Annotated in this window: 12 protein-coding genes and 1 pseudogene; all 13 read left to right on the plus strand. The window is 63.9% G+C overall.

Annotated elements, in window-relative coordinates; all coding sequences use genetic code 11:
- Positions 1-12: 12 nt before the first annotated feature.
- Positions 13-1,818, plus strand: coding sequence for an acyl-CoA dehydrogenase family protein (locus ACEK02_RS04195; RefSeq protein ID WP_371420538.1), 1,806 nt, complete (start codon positions 13-15; stop codon positions 1,816-1,818).
- A gap of 349 nt (positions 1,819-2,167) precedes the next feature.
- Complete coding sequence (locus ACEK02_RS04200; protein ID WP_371420539.1) at positions 2,168-3,058, plus strand: DUF4118 domain-containing protein; 891 nt, start codon at positions 2,168-2,170, stop codon at positions 3,056-3,058.
- Positions 3,059-3,325: 267 nt separating this feature from the next.
- Positions 3,326-7,178, plus strand: a pseudogene (locus ACEK02_RS04205) (glycoside hydrolase/phage tail family protein).
- Positions 7,179-7,185: 7 nt separating this feature from the next.
- Positions 7,186-8,241, plus strand: a complete 1,056-nt coding sequence (locus ACEK02_RS04210) for a DUF2793 domain-containing protein (protein WP_371420540.1) — start codon at positions 7,186-7,188, stop codon at positions 8,239-8,241.
- 43 nt (positions 8,242-8,284) lie between these two features.
- The gene (locus ACEK02_RS04215) at positions 8,285-9,046 is read left to right on the plus strand and encodes a glycoside hydrolase family 19 protein (RefSeq protein ID WP_371420541.1); all 762 of its coding nucleotides are present in this window, start codon (positions 8,285-8,287) and stop codon (positions 9,044-9,046) included.
- Positions 9,047-9,048: 2 nt separating this feature from the next.
- Positions 9,049-9,636: a 3TM-type holin gene (locus ACEK02_RS04220; protein WP_371420542.1), complete on the plus strand. Its 588-nt coding sequence runs from the start codon at positions 9,049-9,051 to the stop codon at positions 9,634-9,636.
- 77 nt (positions 9,637-9,713) lie between these two features.
- On the plus strand, positions 9,714-10,379 hold the full coding sequence (locus ACEK02_RS04225) for a response regulator transcription factor (protein WP_371420543.1): 666 nt from the start codon (positions 9,714-9,716) through the stop codon (positions 10,377-10,379).
- Between the two features lie 69 nt (positions 10,380-10,448).
- Entirely contained in the window at positions 10,449-11,825 is a 1,377-nt protein-coding gene (locus ACEK02_RS04230; RefSeq protein WP_371420544.1) for a sensor histidine kinase, read from the plus strand.
- 402 nt (positions 11,826-12,227) lie between these two features.
- On the plus strand, positions 12,228-12,770 hold the full coding sequence (locus ACEK02_RS04235) for a helix-turn-helix transcriptional regulator (protein WP_371420545.1): 543 nt from the start codon (positions 12,228-12,230) through the stop codon (positions 12,768-12,770).
- A 57-nt stretch (positions 12,771-12,827) separates the two neighbouring features.
- On the plus strand, positions 12,828-13,610 hold the full coding sequence (locus tag ACEK02_RS04240) for a carbon-nitrogen hydrolase family protein (protein WP_371420546.1): 783 nt from the start codon (positions 12,828-12,830) through the stop codon (positions 13,608-13,610).
- Between the two features lie 202 nt (positions 13,611-13,812).
- Positions 13,813-14,283 (plus strand): RT0821/Lpp0805 family surface protein, encoded by a 471-nt coding sequence (locus ACEK02_RS04245; protein WP_371420547.1) that lies wholly within the window; start codon positions 13,813-13,815, stop codon positions 14,281-14,283.
- Positions 14,284-14,383: 100 nt separating this feature from the next.
- Positions 14,384-15,763, plus strand: coding sequence for a hypothetical protein (locus ACEK02_RS04250; RefSeq protein WP_371420548.1), 1,380 nt, complete (start codon positions 14,384-14,386; stop codon positions 15,761-15,763).
- Positions 15,764-15,961: 198 nt separating this feature from the next.
- Positions 15,962-17,080 (plus strand): c-type cytochrome biogenesis protein CcmI, encoded by a 1,119-nt coding sequence (gene ccmI / locus ACEK02_RS04255; protein ID WP_371420549.1) that lies wholly within the window; start codon positions 15,962-15,964, stop codon positions 17,078-17,080.
- Positions 17,081-17,110: the final 30 nt, after the last annotated feature.

Genomic DNA, 17,110 nt, shown 5'->3' on the forward strand with positions numbered 1-17,110 from the left:
AGAGATATCGACATGAACTATCAGCATCCTTCGTCCAATTTCTCCATGCCGTCAGAGCAGCTGGCCAGCCGCGAGGCCACAGCCGAGCGCTCGAAGAAGCTTGCGCCGGACTGTGCGGGCAGCAACTTCTTTGACATCGATCACAATCTGCAAGTGTTGCTGCTGCAATATATCGATGCCGCGCTGCTGGATCACATCCGTCCGCATCTCGACAGTCTCGGTGAACTGTGCGGCAACGAGCTCCACGATCTGGCCGACGCCTCCGAACGGCACCCGCCCGTCCTGCGGCAGCGCGATCGATACGGGCGCGACGATGAAACGGTGGAGTATCACCCTGCCTATCAACGCATGGAAGAAATCGCCTACGCGCGCTACGGCATCCATGCCATGTCGTATCGGCCGGGGGTGCTGGGCTGGCCCGCGAAGCTTCCGCCGATCGTCAAATACGTCTTCCAGTACATCTTCTCGCAGACCGAATTCGGATTGATGTGCCCGGTCAACATCGCCGGCAGTTCTTCAGAACTCATTCGTCGCTACGGAAGCGACGAGGTGCGTGCCCGCTTCGTCGACCGCATGCTGTCGCAGGATATGAACCAGCTCTACCGTGCGGCACAGTTCATGACCGAAAAGGCCGGCGGCTCCGACGTTGGCGCGGCCGAGCTGACGGCCGTCCGGGATGGCGAAAACTGGCGGCTGTGGGGCGAGAAATGGTTCTGTTCCAATGTCAGCGGCGACGTGGTCGTGGTGCTGGCAAGGCCCGAAGGGGCCCAGGCTGGCGGCAAGGGCCTTGGCCTGTTCGCCATGCCCAAACATCTCGCGGATGGCACGCGTAACGCCTATCGGATTGTCCGCATCAAGGACAAGCTCGGCAGCAAGTCGATGGCCAGCGGTGAAGTCCGGCTGGAGGGTGCGGTCGCCTACCAGCTCGGTGATCTCAATCGCGGGCTCAAGCAGATGCTGGAGATGGTCAATTCGAGCCGGGTCTCGCACCTGGCACGCGCCGCCGGCATGATGCGGCGCTGCCTCAATGAGGCAATGGTTGCCACCCGCAACCGAAACGCCTTCGGCAAGAGCGTTATCGACCATCCCCTGATGCGCCGGCAGTTGCTGAAACTCATGGTGCCGACCGAGCAGGCGTTGTCAGCGCTGCTGTTTACCGCATCGGTCTCGGCCAATGAGGACCAGCCGGACGCACAGAAGATTCTGCGGATCATGACGCCGATCTGCAAGTATCGCGCTTGCAGGGACAATGTGACGGTCGCGACCGGATCGATGGAGGCTCGCGGCGGCAACGGCTATATCGAGGATTGGCCAAACGCAAAGCTCGTTCGCGACGCGCATCTCGGCGTGCTGTGGGACGGCACGAGCAACATCAACGCGCTCGATGCCATCCATCGATCGATCAAGAAGGAGCAGGCGCATCTTGTCCTGCAACAGGATCTCGAGAGCCGCCTCAAGCGCGCCGAAGGCCTTCCGGGCCAGTTCCGGACCCGCCTCGAAAACAGCGTGCGACAGGCATTTGCCTTTGCGGCCGAAATCGCCGCCGAACCGGACAACGAACGGTTCTGCCGTCTCGCCGCCGGTCAGTTGTACCATGCGGTCACCATGGTGCTTATGGCTGAAGAGGGACTGCGCGCTGCAGCGACAGGCGGCGACGCGCGCCGCCTTCTGCTCGCACGTTTCGTTCTCGAACATCGGCTGCAGAACAATGCGCCCCTCAACATCGCTTCGCTGAAGTGGGAAGAAGAGGCCATCGACCTGCTGCTCAATGACGGTCCGGTATCGCTCGATAGAGCCACCACGCTGCTTGTCGCCTGATGGCTGGAGGCCGACTATCGGGGGGATCGCACGACGCGGTCCCCTCCGTTGAATGGCGTGCGGTCACTCTCTGATCCACGGGACGCCGGTCCTTCCGGGCTCGAAAGGATGGCGCGATGGCAGGACGGCCTGCGGCTGGCAGCCCCAAGCGGGCGAATTTGCTTCCTTGTTTATACCGCCCGCGGTCTTCTCATCTGGATTTCCTATATGGGAATGGCCATGTTTGGTATTCGCGCTTCGATTTTGAGGGAGATCGCGCCGACATACCGGCTTGATCGGGCCGGGATTTCGATCTGACTGCTTCCATTGTGCGGCGAGGCGTATCGAACACCAAACGGGAGATGAACCGATGGCCGGTATTGAAGCGAATATGCGCCAGGACATCGCACCAGCGGTCATCGAAGCAGCGGACATCGACGCAGCGGCCGATGCGACTCCTGTTCTCGGCCCGGCAGCATCAGGGATGTTGCGATATCTCGCTTCATTCGCCATGACCGCCCTCGCGACAGCGGCGGCGGTTGGTATTGATAGCAAGGTGGCGATACCCAACCTCTCGCTGATATTTGTCATTCCCGTCATCATCGCGGGACTGAGCTTCGGTCTGGGCCCATCGTTCCTGTCCGCAGTACTCGGTGCTCTCGCCTTCAATTTCTTTCTCACGGAACCTCGCTACAGTCTCAGCGTCGATGACCCGGCCAATATCTGGGCGATTGGACTTCTGTTCGTCGTTGGACTTGTCGTGAGCGGCGTTGCCTTCACCTCTCACCAGAGGGCGGCCGAGGTATCCCGGTTGAATCGGCAGGCGATCGTCTTGCAAGGCTACAGCCGTGACGTCGCTGCAGCCGACAGCGTGAAAGCGATCGTCTCGCTCACATGCCGGGCTCTTGCCGCGCTGTTTCACGCGCCTGTGGTGGTGATGCTCATGTCCGGTGACAGAGTCATTCTTCTTGAGAAAACCGGTGACGCAGAACTGCAGGAGCCTGAACTGGAGGCGGCGCGTGCATCCCTCGCGACCGGGAGCACCGTACGCGGCGGCGTCTACCCGGACATCGCCTCGCGCTTTGACTTCTGGCCTGTACAGGCTGCCGGGGACAGCAATGCCGTTTTGGGAATCGCATTCGATCCGGATGAGCGTCCCGCCAGGCCGGACTTATCCGTGAACGTCGTGCGAAGTGTATTGGCCATGGGGCTTGCCCTCCAGCATGCGCGGCCGACCCGCGATGTTGAGCTCCAGAGCTGAGGCGGCAGCTTCGCCAGCCGGGCCCTGCGGAGATTGATTGCGAACTGCTCCCCGTCCGCACAGCCGAGAGCAACGAGAGATCGCGCAGCTCTATCGCGCCTGTCTCGCGAGCCCGGAATTGATATCCGGGCTTCGCTTGCGTGCAGAAATCCCCTGACGGGTGAACTGCGCGTGTCGGCGCTCCCATAAACAGACGCGAGAATTTCCAGCAGATGACCCGCGTGCGCGGTGTCTGGCCCATGCGTTCCGCTTTCCCGGAGTGAGCTGATGTCGCAACTCGTCCTCTCCACGGCCGGCGGCGCCATCGGCGGCATGTTCGGTCCCATCGGCGCGATCGCGGGGCAGCTTGCCGGCGCGGCGCTCGGCGGCGCGATCGACAACGCGCTGTTCGGCGCCGGCGATCAGACAAGGAGCGGTCCGCAGCTCGCCGATCTCGATGTGATGGCCTCCACCGAAGGCGCGCCGATCCCGCGCGTCTATGGCCGTGCGCGGCTGAGCGGGCAGGTGATCTGGGCGACACCGCTGGAGGAAGTCGCAACGTCGGAGACGGTGCCGACGGATGGTGGCAAGGGCCTCGGTGGCGGGCCGACCGCCACGACCACGACCTGCAGCTACTTCGCGAATTTCGCAGTGGGGCTGTGTGAGGGCGTGATCGGCCGCGTCGGGCGCATCTGGGCCGACGGCAAGCCACTCGATCTCGATGGTATCAATTTTCGCGTCTATCGCGGCACCGAAGATCAGATGCCGGACGGGTTGATCGTCGCGAAGGAAGCCGCGGGCAACGCGCCGGCCTATCGCGGGCTGGCCTATGTCGTGTTCGAGCGGCTGCCGCTGGCGAATTTCGGCAACCGGATTCCGCAACTGTCCTTCGAGATCATCCGGCCGATCGGTCTGCTCGAACGGATGGTGCGCGCGGTGACGCTGATCCCCGGCACCACCGAATTCGGCTATGAACCGTCCACGGTGGTGCAGCTGCTCGGTCCCGGACAATCCGCACCGGAGAACCGCCATCACGGCTCGGCGCGATCCGATGTGGTGGCGGCGCTGGACGATCTGCAGGGGCTGTGCCCGAACCTGCAACGGGTGGCCGTGGTGGTGGCGTGGTTCGGGTCGGACCTGCGCGCCGAATACTGCGTGGTGCGGCCGGGCATCGACAATCCCGCCAAGACCACCAGCCCGCTGTCCTGGTCCGTCGCTGGCGTCACGCGCCCCTCCGCCTATGTAGTGTCGCAAATCGACGGACGCGCGGCATTCGGCGGGACGCCGTCCGACGACAGCGTGACGCATCTGATCGGCGAGCTGAAGGCGCGCGGGCTCAAGGTCACCTTCTATCCGTTCGTCATCATGGACGTGCCGTCCGGTAACGGCTTGCCCGATCCGTGGAGCGGGGCGGGTTCGCAACCGGCCTATCCCTGGCGCGGGCGTATCACCTGCCATCCTGCGCCCGGACAGCCCGGCTCGCCCGATGGCACCGCCGCCGCGGGTGCGCAGCTCGATCATTTCTTTGCCGGCGGCGTCTGGAACTATCGCCGGATGGTCCTGCATTATGCGCAGCTTGTGTCACTGGCAGGCGGTGTCGATGGTTTCATCATCGGATCGGAACTCCCCGGGCTGACCCGTGTGCGCTCGGCGCCCGGCGTCTATCCCGCAGTCTCGCAACTGGCGGCGCTTGCAACTGACGTGAAGGCGATCGTCGGCGGCAGCACCGTCGTGACCTATGGTGCGGACTGGACCGAATACGGCGCGCATGTGGTCAGCGCGGATGCCTCGGAGATCAGGTTTCCGCTCGATCCGCTCTGGGCATCGGCCGCCATCGATGCGGTCGGGATCGACTACTATGCACCGCTCGCAGACTGGCGCGATGAAGCCGGTCATCTCGACCGCGATCTCGCCGACACGATCCATGATCGTGCCTATCTGCGCGGCAATGTTTCCGGCGGCGAGGCCTATGACTGGTACTATCCGAATGCGGATGCGCGACGCGCAGGCGCGTGTCGCCATCACCGACGGTCTCGGCAAGCCGTGGGTCCATCGCGTCAAGGATCTCTGGAACTGGTGGGGCAATGCACATCACGAGCGCGTCGGCCATGCGGAATTGGGCAATCCGACCGCATGGATCCCGTGCAGCAAGCCGATCTGGCTGACCGAGGTCGGCTGTCCGGCCGTCGACAAGGGCGCCAACCAGCCCAGCGTGTTTCCCGATCCGAAATCGTCGGAGAACTTTGCGCCGTATTTCTCCAGCGGCGCGCGTGACGACCTGATGCAGCGGCGCCATCTTGAAGCGCTCATCTCCGTGTTCGATCCGGCCTTCGGCGCAAGCGATGCCGGGAATCCGCTGTCGCCTGCATATGGCGGGCGGATGATCGATGTATCGGCCATTCATGTCTGGACCTGGGACGCGCGGCCTTATCCAGTGTTTCCGGCGGCCGATGACATCTGGGGCGATGGCGCCAACTGGCATACCGGCCACTGGCTGAACGGCCGGCTCGGCGGCGCGCCGCTGGATGCATTGGTGGACAGGCTTGCGACGGATGCGGGGGTGACGGGGATCGATGCCTCGGCCCTTTCGGGCGGCTGCGATGGCTATGTCGTGGACCGGCCGATGGCGCCGCGGGCGATGATCGAGCCGCTGTCGTTGGCCTATGCTTTCGACGCCACGGCTGCGGATGGCACGCTTCGTTTCATCCCGCGCGGCGGGCTGCCGGTGGCGGAATTCACCGAAGACGATCTGGTGGCAACCGATGACGGCGGGCTGGCGCGCCTCGTGCGCGCGCAGGAGACCGAATTGCCCCGTCAGGTCAGCATCGGCTTCAGCGATGCGCTAACGGATTATCGCCGCTCGGCGGTCACATCGCGCAAACTCACCGGCGGTGCCAGCCGCATGCTGCATGCGGATCTCGCCGTCATCACCAGCGATACGGCGGCGACGCAGCGCGCCGAAGTCTGGCTGCAGGATCTCTGGGCGGGACGGGAGCGGGCGGAATTCGCCCTCGGCATGAACGCGCTGGCGCTGGGGCCCGGCGATGTGATCGCACTGACGTTGAACGAGCGACGGCGGCTGTTCGAGATCAGCGGTCTCGTCGATACGCAAGCGCGGCAGGTGACGGCGCGCAGCATCGACCCCGACGTGTTTGCCGTGCCGTTGCTGGCGCCGCAGATCAAGCTGCCGCCGGTGCCGGCGGCGCTCGGGCCGGTGCAGGCGATCGCGCTGGACCTCCCGGTGATCGACAGTGGCAATGCCGACGTGCTGACGCGGCTCGCTGTCTTCGCCAATCCGTGGCCGGGCTCGGTGGCGGTGTGGCAATCGAAGGACGGCGCGAGTTTCCAGGTGGCCGCCGTGGCGGCAATGCCTGCTGTCATCGGTGAGACGCTGGATGCGCTGCCGGCGGGGCCGACCGCACGGTGGGACAATGCCAACACATGTCGCGTGCGGCTTCATGGCGGCGCGCTGGCGTCGCTCTCCGATGCGCGGGTGCTCGGCGGTGGCAATTCCGCAGCGGTACGAAATCCGGATGGCAATTGGGAGATCATCCAGTTTGCCAATGCCGAACTGGTCGAGGCCAACACCTATCGTCTGTCGCGGCTGCTGCGCGGGCAGGCGGGCTCGGAATCCGCGATGGCATCGCTGCTGCCGGCCGGCGCGCCGTTCGTGATGCTGGGCAGAAGCCTGGTGCCGATCGCACGGGGCCTCGACGCACTCGAACGACCGCTCTCGCTGCGCGTCGTCGGCAACGGCCGCAGCCATGACGATGCCTCGGCCGTCGCGCTGACACTGACGCCCGATCGCAGCGCGCTGCTGCCGCTGGCGCCGGTGCATGTGAAAGCCGCGCGCAAGCCCGATGGGATCCACATCTCATGGATCAGACGGACCCGCTTCGACGGCGACGGCTGGAATGCCGAAGTGCCCCTCGGCGAAGACCGCGAGGCGTATCGACTCGAGATCCTTGCCGGCGCGTCGGTCGTCCGCAGCATCGCCTGCGCCACAGCGCAGGCACTCTATGCGGTGGCCGACGAGGCCGCCGATTTCGGCGCGCCACAGCCGAGCCTGCACCTGCGCGTCGCGCAGCTCTCCGGCACGGTGGGGGCCGGACATTCCACTGAACTGACACTGATACTCTGAGGCCGACATGACCGACACGCCAAATCTCAAGCTGCCCTTCATCGATGGCGGGCAGGCGCAGAAACACGTCACTCATAACGAGGCGCTGCGGATACTGGATGCGACGATCCAGATCGCCGTGCTCGACATGACGCGCACGACACCTCCGGTCGATCCGTTCGAGGGCCAGCGCCATGTGATTGCCGCGAGCCCGTCGGATGTCTGGGCCGGTCATGCGCAGGCCGTCGCCTGTTGGCAGGACGGCGAATGGGTATTTCTGGGGCCGAAGACCGGCTGGTGCGTGTGGTCGATCGCCGACGAGCGCATGCTGGTGTTCGACGGCACCCGATGGCGCATGCTCGACCAACTGCCGCGTTTCGGCGTCAACACGTCGGCTGACAGCACGAACCGCTTCAGCGTCAAGTCGGATGCGGTGCTGCTGTCGCATGACGACGTCACGCCGGGGAGCGGCGACATGCGTCTGACGCTCAACAAATCCGCCCTGGCGAGGGATGCCGGCATCATCCTGGAGTCCGACTATTCTCCGCGCGCGCTCATCGGGCTGCTGGGGAACGACAACCTTGCCGTCAAGGTTTCCGCCGATGGCGTCAGCTATCGCACATCCCTGTCGATCGACAAGACCAGCGGGCAGGTCAGTTTCGAACAGTCGCCGAAGTTTCTCGCTTATCTGAACTTCGACAAATATTGCGCGGCGAACACCTTCACCAAAGTGCAATTCAACAATGCGGCGCATAACGACCAGAGCGTCTTCGACGCCGCGAACAGCCAGTTCGTCGCGCCGGTGGCGGGCGTCTATGCGCTCGGATTCCGCGTGATGTTCAAGGCCAATGCTGCATTACCCGCCGGCGTCACGGCGGCGATGTACAAGAACGGCGTTGAATTGCTCGACGACACGCGTGTGCAGACGTCCTCCGCGGTTGTCAGCAACAGGACGACGCTGAGTTGTCACACACTGCTCAAGCTTGCGGCGGGCGATGCCATTTCCGTCTGGGCCGCGATGGAGATCAATGACGGCTATATCGCCGCAGCCCAGAACGGCTTCTACGGCCATCGCATCGCCTGATTGCGCGAAGGCGGCGATCTCGCTCTCCCACAGGATCATCATCATGAAGCTAGATGAAAGAACCTTGCGGCGCCTCTGGCCGCAGGGTGACAGCCGCGTGCCCGGATTACTGTCGGGTATGGCGCAATCGTCCGAGGCCGTGTTTCAGCGCTACGGCATCACGACGCCTTTGCTCGCCGCGCATGTGATGGCGCAGATATCACACGAATGCGGCGCAGGGCGCGACGTCGTCGAGAACATGAACTACAGCGCCGGTCGGATGATGCAGGTGTGGCCGTCGCGGTTTCCGACCATGGCCAGTGCACAGCCTTATGCCGGCAATCCGCGGGCGCTCGCCAACAAGGTCTATAACGGCCGCATGGGCAATGCCGTCGGCTCCGACGACGGCTGGAATTTCCGCGGCCGCGGCGGATCGCAAACCACGGGTCGCGAAGGCTATGAGCGTGTGAAGAAGGCCACTGGCATCGATGTGGTCACGCATCCCGAATACCTGATCGATCCCCGCTATTTCCTGACCTGCGCCGTCTCGGATTTCATCAATTGCGGCTGCCTGCCTTTTGCCGGAGACGACGATGTTGTCGGCGTCACCCGGCGGCTCAACGGCGGCACGGTCGGTCTCGCCGGGCGCAAGGCGTGGCTCGCCAGATGGAAGGCTGCGCTACGCGATGTGCCGGCGACCGTGCCGCCGGTCGGGCTACCGCCCGTGATCGCATCGCCGCCGCTGGCCCCCGAACTGCCGACGGGCAAGCGCACCAATCTTTCCGCTTTCATCGCCGCTGTTGTCGCGGCTTTCCGGAGGACATGACCATGGACTGGGGTGACCTTGCCAAACAGGTAATTGGATTGGGCGCGCCGATGCTGGGGACCGCATTGGGCGGTCCGCTCGGCGGCGTCGCCGGTGAAATTCTCGCCAGGGCGGTGGGCTCGGTAACATCGACGCCGGCGGCGGTGCAGGCGGCGCTCCCTGCGGCCGATCCGGGCAAGCTCGCAGAGGCCGAGGCGCAATGGGCTGACATGATCCGCGCCGAGGCGGAGACCCAGCGCGCCGCGATCAGCGAAACCCAGGCGACCATCCGTGCCGAGATCGCCAGTGACGATCCGCTGCAGCGCTGGTGGCGGCCGGCTTACGCGCTGGAACTGACGGTAGAATGCGCCGCGTTGTGGTGTGTGCTGATGCACGAATTCTGGACCGGCGATGTCCAGACCATCAATGCGCTGGTCAACGCCACCGCGCTGCTGGTGACCTATTGGGGGTTCCGTTTCGGCGTGCTAGGCGTCTATATCAGCGGCCGTACCCGCGAAAAGGTCAGTGCACTCACCGGGCAGGATTCGCCCGGCATGGTCGAGAAGCTGGTCAAGGCGGTTCTGGCCAAAGACGGTGTGAAGAAAAAGTAAGGTTGGCGGCTGCCGCCATTCATGAAGCGTTCACGCGCCCGGGCATCAATTCGAGGTTATGAACGCGGAGAAGTCAGTTGCGCCTGCTCGTTGTCGAAGATGATCCAGATCTCAACCGTCAGCTCACCACGGCGCTGACCGATGCCGGCTATGTCGTCGATCGCGCCTTCGATGGCGAGGAGGGGCACTTCCTCGGCGACAGCGAGCCCTATGACGCCGTGGTGCTGGATATCGGCCTGCCGAAGATGGACGGCATTTCGGTGCTGGAAGCCTGGCGCCGCAACAACCGCATCATGCCGGTGCTGATCCTCACGGCGCGCGACCGCTGGAGCGACAAGGTGCAGGGCTTCGATGCCGGCGCTGACGATTACGTCGCCAAGCCGTTCCATCTCGAAGAGGTGCTGGCCCGCATCCGCGCGCTGCTGCGCCGCTCCACCGGCCACGCCCAGTCCGAACTCACTTGCGGACCTGTGTCGCTGGATACCCGCACCGGGCGCGTCAGCGTCTCCGGCAATCCGATCAAGATGACATCACACGAATACCGGCTGCTGTCCTATCTGATGCACCATACCGGCCGGGTGATCTCGCGCACCGAACTGGTCGAGCATCTCTACGACCAGGATTTCGATCGCGACAGCAACACCATCGAGGTGTTCGTCGGCCGTATCCGCAAGAAGCTCGACGTCGATATCATCCAGACCGTGCGCGGTCTCGGCTATCTGCTCACGCCGCCGCAGCAGTGAGCGCGGTCAGGATCGTTTTGGCATGATCTTGTCCGAAAACCGCAGCGCACTTTTCGGGATCATGCCCTGATGCGCAACAGCTCGCTTGCAACGCGGCTGTTCCTGTCGGCGACGGCCTGGGTGGTGGTGATCCTGTTGATCACCGGCATCATCTTGTCTTCGGTCTATCGCAGCGCCACCGAGCGCGCCTTCGATCGCCGCCTCAATCTCTATCTCCGTACCCTGGTGGCCGAAGTCGCCAATCCGCCGGACGCGCCGGATCACGAGACGCCGTCGCTCGGCGAGCCTTTGTTCGAATTGCCGCTGTCCGGCTGGTACTGGGAAATAGCGCCGATCGAGTCCGAGAAGACCGAGACCCGCGGGTCGCGCTCGCTATGGGACAAGAAGCTGCCGAAGCTCGAGGACCAGGGCATCGAACTCACGGCGTCCGGCATCCGCCAGGGCTATGTCGATGGGCCGGAAGACCAGCGGCTGCGCATGGTGGAGCGTCCCGTCGATCTCGGCGCCGACGGTAAATTCCGCGTCAGCGTCGCCGGCGATGCCAGCGAAATCTTCGAGGAAACGCGCAGCTTCGACTATTATCTCGGCGGCACCTTTGCCGCTCTCTCCATCGTTCTCGTCCTCACCACGATCTTTCAGGTCCGCTTCGGCCTCGCGCCGCTGAAACGCATGTCCGATGCCATCGCCGATATCCGGTCCGGCCGCGCCGAACGGCTCGAAGGCACATTCCCTGTCGAGATATCACCCTTGGCGCGCGAGATGAATGCGCTGCTCGATGCCAACCGCGCCATTGTCGAGCGCGCACGCACCCATGTCGGCAATCTCGCCCATGCCATCAAGACGCCGCTGTCGGTGATCGTCAACGAGGCGAACAGCAGGGGCGTCGATCCGTTCGCGACCAAGGTGCTGGAGCAGGCCGACGTGATGCGCGATCAGGTGACGCATCATCTGGAGCGTGCGCGGATTGCGGCGCGCGTCACCATCGTCGGCACCGTCACCGAGGTCGCGCCGACGTTGGAAGCATTGTGCCGGACGATGGAGAAGATCCATCGCAACCGCGGCATCAGCATCGATCTGGACGCGGACGCATCAGCGAAATTCCGCGGTGAGAAGCAGGACCTCGAGGAGATGGCCGGCAATCTCGTCGACAACGCCTGCAAATGGGCGGAGACGCAGGTCACCATCAGCGTCACGGTCGAGCGCACTGGCGGCACCGACCCGGCGTCGAAGCTGCGGCTCGTCGTCGACGACGACGGGCGCGGGTTGTCGGACACCGAACGCGCCCAGGTTGCCCGCCGCGGCCAACGCCTCGACGAAACCAAGCCGGGCTCCGGCCTCGGCCTGTCCATCGTCGTCGATCTGGCCGCGCTCTATGGCGGCAGCCTGACACTCGGCAAGGCGCCGATCGGCGGGCTGCGGGCAGAGCTGGTGTTGCCGGGCGTGTGAGGACTTGCCCGTCGCTGCCTGGAAGTGCCTGTGCCCGTATGCAACCTGTAGTTTAATGTTATGGTGTTGCTTCCGGTAGGTGCGGTATCAGGCCGCTGGGTTTGGGAGAAACCAAAGGGTGTTGACATCCGTTAACAGAAGAATAGGTATTGGGTGTGAGGATGGCTAGGCGGCCTTTGCATCCGAACAAGGAGATCGAAGCTGCGGTTGCTTATGCCGAGCAAAATGGCTGGTCATGGGTGAAGGTCAAAGGGCATGCCTGGGCGAAGCTCTTGTGCGCGCATCATGATCGCGAAGGGTGTGCGGTATTCGTCTGGTCGACACCCCGAAATCCGCAGAACCATGCGCGCCAGCTGAGACGCGAGATCGATCGTTGCCCGCACCGAGAACAGGAGGACAGTGATGACAGAATTTGAGTTCAGCATCATTGCATCCGGTCTCGATCCGGACGCGGAGGATTTCGCTGATCGCTTTTTCGATGCGGGTTGCGACGATGCGACAATTTCGTTCCAGAAAGGCCACATCATTGCTGATTTTGCCCGCCAAGCGACATCGATAGATGCGGCCATCTGCTCGGCGCTCGAGAATGTCATGAAGGCGGGCGCGCAGGTCGATCGCGTCGAGCCCGATCCGCTGGTGAGCCTTTCAGATATTGCCTTGCGAACCGGGCTGTCGCGCGCGGCGATCACCCACTATGCCAGCGGCAATCGTGTCGGCAATTTTCCGCCACCGGTTGCACGCGTGACCTCGAAGACCTCGCTGTATGACTGGTCAGCGGTGGCGACATGGCTGTTCCAGCATGATCACCTGTCGCGCGAGAAGGCGATGGAGGCGGAAGCTGTCGGGATCGCCAATGAGGCGATCCGCGCACGCGTGCCGAAATTGCAGGAGGCACTGCGCGATGGCTTGGCGGCCTACGCAAAGAGGCTCGACGGCGTCGCATAGGCTGGATCCTTTGCTCTCGCTATCGACACGCGTCTCATATAACGCCGAAGCGAAATCATGAGGATGGCAATGCGGGTAGGGTTTGTTGAATGGCCAGAAAACTTGATTGCCGATAGCGAGCAATGGCTTGGTTTGGCAGACGATCTTTCCAATAGGGCAGTCGATATATTGGTAACGAATGAGTTGCCTTTCGGTCCCTGGATTGCGTCAACCCCGGATTTCGATCCGAAACTGGCGGAATATAGCATTGAGTGTCATCGGGCAGGCTTAGCGGCACTCGAAAGGCTAAATATCCCGGCGGTCATTTCTTCCCGACCTGTTTGGGAGGGGGCGCGGCTTGCAAATGAAGCCTTCTGTCTTGAAGGTGGAGAAGTAAGACATCTCCACACAAAGCAATATTTTCCAGCGGAATTGGGCTGGTATGAGTCGAATTGGTACGCGACCCAATCGCGCGAGTTCGAGCCGGTCGTAGTTTGCGGTGTATGCGTAGGAGTGCTGCTATGTACGGAAGTGATGTTCAACGAACATGCTCGCCATTACCGTCAACAAGGCGCCGAGTTGATCGTTGTACCGAGAGCCACGGGTAGAACCGTGGATGTTTTTCGCACAGCAGGCGCGATGGCCTCGATTGTTTCAGGCTGTTATGTCGTAAGCTCGAACCGCGTTGGGCAAGGATCGAGTGGGCCGATATTTGGCGGCAAAGGTTTTGCGTGCGCGCCTACCGGAGAATTGATCGACATGACGTCTCCGGAAAAGCCGTTCGTGGTCATCGAGCTTGATATCGCTTCCGTCAAGGAGAAGCAGAAAAGCTACCCCTGTTATGTGACGGAACCTGTTTGATCGGCGGAGTGGCGCCGGCAGCCCGGTTTTATCGATGGACTCGCGACTGGCCTCCCCAGCCTATGCAAGCCCACCCGTTTCCGACGAGATCGAGCAGGGTCCGAAACCCGCCCGTCTTGCGCCCCGATCTCGCCCGAATTATCCCGTTCGTAACGTCTTTGACGTTTCCTGTGTCCCGGTTTGCGTTCGAGGCCCGAAGTCCATGTTCAAGTTCAACGCCTTTTGTGTTGTCGCTGTTGCGCTGGCGCTGGGTGGTTGTGACCTGACCACGTCGGATGGCGGCCTGAGCCTCGGCACCGATACGATCGCCCGGGCCTATACCAGCACCAAGTCGGCCGTTGGCCTGTCCGAGGAGAACGCGGCGACGGCGGTGACCAATGCCGCCTTTGGCGGTCTGATCGGCGCCAAGCTCGGAGCCCAGCTCAACGATGAGGATCGCCGGCTGGCCTATGAAGCCCAGATAACCGCCCTTGACCGCGGCGCGCCCGGCGCCCCGGTGCCGTGGCGCAACACCACGTCGGGGCGCTATGGCAACATCGTCGCCGGACCGGCCTACAACCAGAAGGGCCGGGAGTGCCGGGGCTTTTCCCACACGATCACGGTGAATGGCGACCTCAAGACCGCCCGCGGCACTGCCTGCCGCAGTCCTGAAGGCACATGGGCGGCGGCCTGATCCCGGTTCCTCAACGCCTTCTTAACGGGGCGCCTGCTACAAAAACCGGTGGCGGTTTTCGGTTGTAGGGCGACCGGAAAGCACAGAATTCTCAGGCTGCATGAACAAAACGTCGATCGATCGCTTGCGGGAGTATCTTGCGCAACTGCCTGGGCAGTCGCAGATGCTGCTGATGCGCGAATATGAGCGCGCAATCGAGCGCGGCGAGGACGTCAAGGTCGCCAATTTCGTGCTCGAACTGCTGCGTGGCGTGGTGCGTGGCCACGAGAATGTCGTGCGCCCGCGGGTCGAGGATCCCAGCCGACTGGTGTTCAAGTCGCTCGAGCCGTTCCTGGTCGAGGGCGTCGGCAATGTCCGCCCCGGTCAGATCCGGCGCGCGTCCCTGCTGCCGATCTGGCAGTGGCTGGAGCGCGACGCCGCAGATGCCGTGCGCGAGTTCGAGGCGGTCGTCGCCGCGTCGCCCGAGCCGGGCGCTTCGGACATCGAGCGCGCCGTCAGGAAATTCCAGCAGGCGGCAGCAGCTGCCATTGCCGCCGTCACGTCGGGCAATCGCGGGGCGGCCCGCATCGGCCCGACCCATGCCGTCGAGGACCTGCCGTCCATCGGCGCGGTGCTGAAGGCGCGCGAACCGCTCGACGGCTTTGCCGGCAAGCTGCCGAGCGTGCTCCGCAGCTTCGGCGACTCCCAGATCGCCTCGGTCAACAGCGCGCTGAACGTGCCGACGCTGACCACGCCGCAAGTGCTGCCATTCGCGCTGTCGCTGGTGATGCAGCGGCTGGCGGCGCCGTGGCAGATCATTCGTCTTGCAGTAAAGATCGCTGCCTCCGACGACGAGATCCGCGTCGCCGCCACGCCCTATGGCGTCGCCGTGACCATGGCGCTGTCCGATCTCAATCGCGTGGCGGCCGAACTGCGCTCCGATATCAGGCGCGGCAAGTTCGACAGCGTCCCCGAACATCTCAAGGTCGTCCATGACGGCGTGCGCGGTCTGCGCACCGAACTCGACATGCGCAACGACTCCACCTGGGGGCGCCAGATGGCGGCGATCCGGGTGGAGATTTCCTCGACGCTGCAGTCGGAGATCGAGAGCGTGCCGGGCAGGGTGCGGCGCCTGCTGCGCCAGCGCCCGGACAAGGATATTGCCGCGACGGCGACGATCGATTTCGCCGAGGTCGAGGAGACCGTGGCGCTGATCAATTTCGTCGCGGTGTGCCGGACCTATGCCAGCGAACTCGCCATCAACGAGGTGACGCTGCGGACCTATTCCGACCTGCAGCAATATGTCGAGAAGTCCACGGAGTCGCTGGTGCAGTCGCTCCGCGCCGGCGAGCCCCGCGTGCGCAACTACCGGCAGATGCAGGCGAAGGCGGCGATCCGTTTTTGCCAGGTCCTGTTCGGCCAGGAATATGCCTCGCTGATGAGCCGCGCCGCCGAGCAGGCCATGGTCGTGGTGGAGCGCAAGCCGAAGCGGGCCGGCTAAGGCCGTTTTGCCTTGACGTTTTCTTCGCGCGAACCGGCGTCCGTTTCCCCGAAAACGTTGCGGGTCAAGTTCTTGATCCAGAACAAGCGGCCGGACGTCGCGATGGCATAAAAGTCAATTGCGCGGCGTCGGTGGCCATGGTGTAACCCGGCAAAGACGTCGTTTGGATCGACTCAAAGATTGCGCCGGAACCCATTGATGGCCTTATGGTTTGTGTTCGCCTTGATGACCGCCGCGGCGATTTTCGCCGTGCTGTGGCCGCTTGGCCGGACCCGCTCCAATGCCGGTGGCACCGAGGCCAGCGTCTACCGGGATCAACTCGCCGAAATCACCCGTGACACCGCCGCAGGGCTGATCGGGCCGACCGAGGCCGAGGCGGCGCGTATCGAGATCAGCCGTCGTCTGCTGGCCGCGGTCGATGCCGAGGGCGCGGCGCCCGTGGGCAGCAGTCCCGGGTTTCGCCGCGCCGTGTCGCTGGTGGCGTTGATCGGCCTGCCGCTGCTGGCCGTCGGCTTCTATCTGCCGCTCGGTTCGCCTGCCATGCCGGACTTTCCGCTCGCCGCGCGCAACCAGTCGCCCAGTCCCACCCAGCCGCTGGACAATCTTGTCGCTCAGGTCGAGCAGCATCTCGAGAAGAACCCCACCGACGGCCGTGGCTGGACCGTGCTTGCGCCGGTGCTGGCGAAGATCGGCCGTACCGACGATGCGGTGCGGGCGTTCCGCAACGCGATCACCTATGCCGGCGATACGGCCGCGCGCCGCGCCGATCTCGGCGAGGCCATGGCGATGGCGGCCAATGGCGTGATCACCGCGGATGCCAAGACCGAATTCGAACGCGCCGTCGCGCTCGATGCCGGTGAGGTCAAGGCACGCTACTTCCTGGGCCTCGCGGCCGAGCAGGACGGGCGTGGCAGCGACGCAGCAGCGATCTGGCGCGACATGCTGGCAAAGGGACCTGCGGATGCGCCGTGGCGCCCGGTGGTCACGGCGGCCCTGGCGCGTGTCGGCGGCAGCGTTCCGAAACCAGGCCCGAACCTGCCGGCGCTGTCGGAAGACACGATCGCGTCGGTACAGGGCATGAATGCAGGCGACCGCAATGCGATGATCCAGGGCATGGTCGACCGGCTTGCGACGCGGCTGAAGCAGGATGGCAGCGACGTCGAGGGATGGTTGCGGCTGGTGCGCGCCTATATGGTGCTCGGTGAGCGCGACAAGGCAAAGAGCGCGCTGGCAGATGCACGGGAGGCGGTCGGCACCGATGCCGAGCGACTGCGCAAGCTGAACGATGGCCTGAAAGACACGGGGCTGGATGGGTAAACGCATGATGCCGAAAAGTGTGAAGCGGTT

The organism is Tardiphaga sp. (assembly GCF_041424195.1).
Taxonomy (GTDB): Bacteria; Pseudomonadota; Alphaproteobacteria; order Rhizobiales; family Xanthobacteraceae; genus Tardiphaga.

What these genes read in the sequence shown, in the direction of transcription:
- ACEK02_RS04195 (WP_371420538.1), top strand. Translation starts at nt 13, where the DNA reads ATGAACTATCAGCATCCTTCGTCCAATTTCTCCATGCCGTCAGAGCAG.
- ACEK02_RS04200 (WP_371420539.1), top strand. Translation starts at nt 2,168, where the DNA reads ATGGCCGGTATTGAAGCGAATATGCGCCAGGACATCGCACCAGCGGTC.
- ACEK02_RS04210 (WP_371420540.1), top strand. Translation starts at nt 7,186, where the DNA reads ATGACCGACACGCCAAATCTCAAGCTGCCCTTCATCGATGGCGGGCAG.
- ACEK02_RS04215 (WP_371420541.1), top strand. Translation starts at nt 8,285, where the DNA reads ATGAAGCTAGATGAAAGAACCTTGCGGCGCCTCTGGCCGCAGGGTGAC.
- ACEK02_RS04220 (WP_371420542.1), top strand. Translation starts at nt 9,049, where the DNA reads ATGGACTGGGGTGACCTTGCCAAACAGGTAATTGGATTGGGCGCGCCG.
- ACEK02_RS04230 (WP_371420544.1), top strand. Translation starts at nt 10,449, where the DNA reads ATGCGCAACAGCTCGCTTGCAACGCGGCTGTTCCTGTCGGCGACGGCC.
- ACEK02_RS04235 (WP_371420545.1), top strand. Translation starts at nt 12,228, where the DNA reads ATGACAGAATTTGAGTTCAGCATCATTGCATCCGGTCTCGATCCGGAC.
- ACEK02_RS04240 (WP_371420546.1), top strand. Translation starts at nt 12,828, where the DNA reads ATGAGGATGGCAATGCGGGTAGGGTTTGTTGAATGGCCAGAAAACTTG.
- ACEK02_RS04245 (WP_371420547.1), top strand. Translation starts at nt 13,813, where the DNA reads ATGTTCAAGTTCAACGCCTTTTGTGTTGTCGCTGTTGCGCTGGCGCTG.
- ACEK02_RS04250 (WP_371420548.1), top strand. Translation starts at nt 14,384, where the DNA reads ATGAACAAAACGTCGATCGATCGCTTGCGGGAGTATCTTGCGCAACTG.
- ccmI (WP_371420549.1), top strand. Translation starts at nt 15,962, where the DNA reads ATGGCCTTATGGTTTGTGTTCGCCTTGATGACCGCCGCGGCGATTTTC.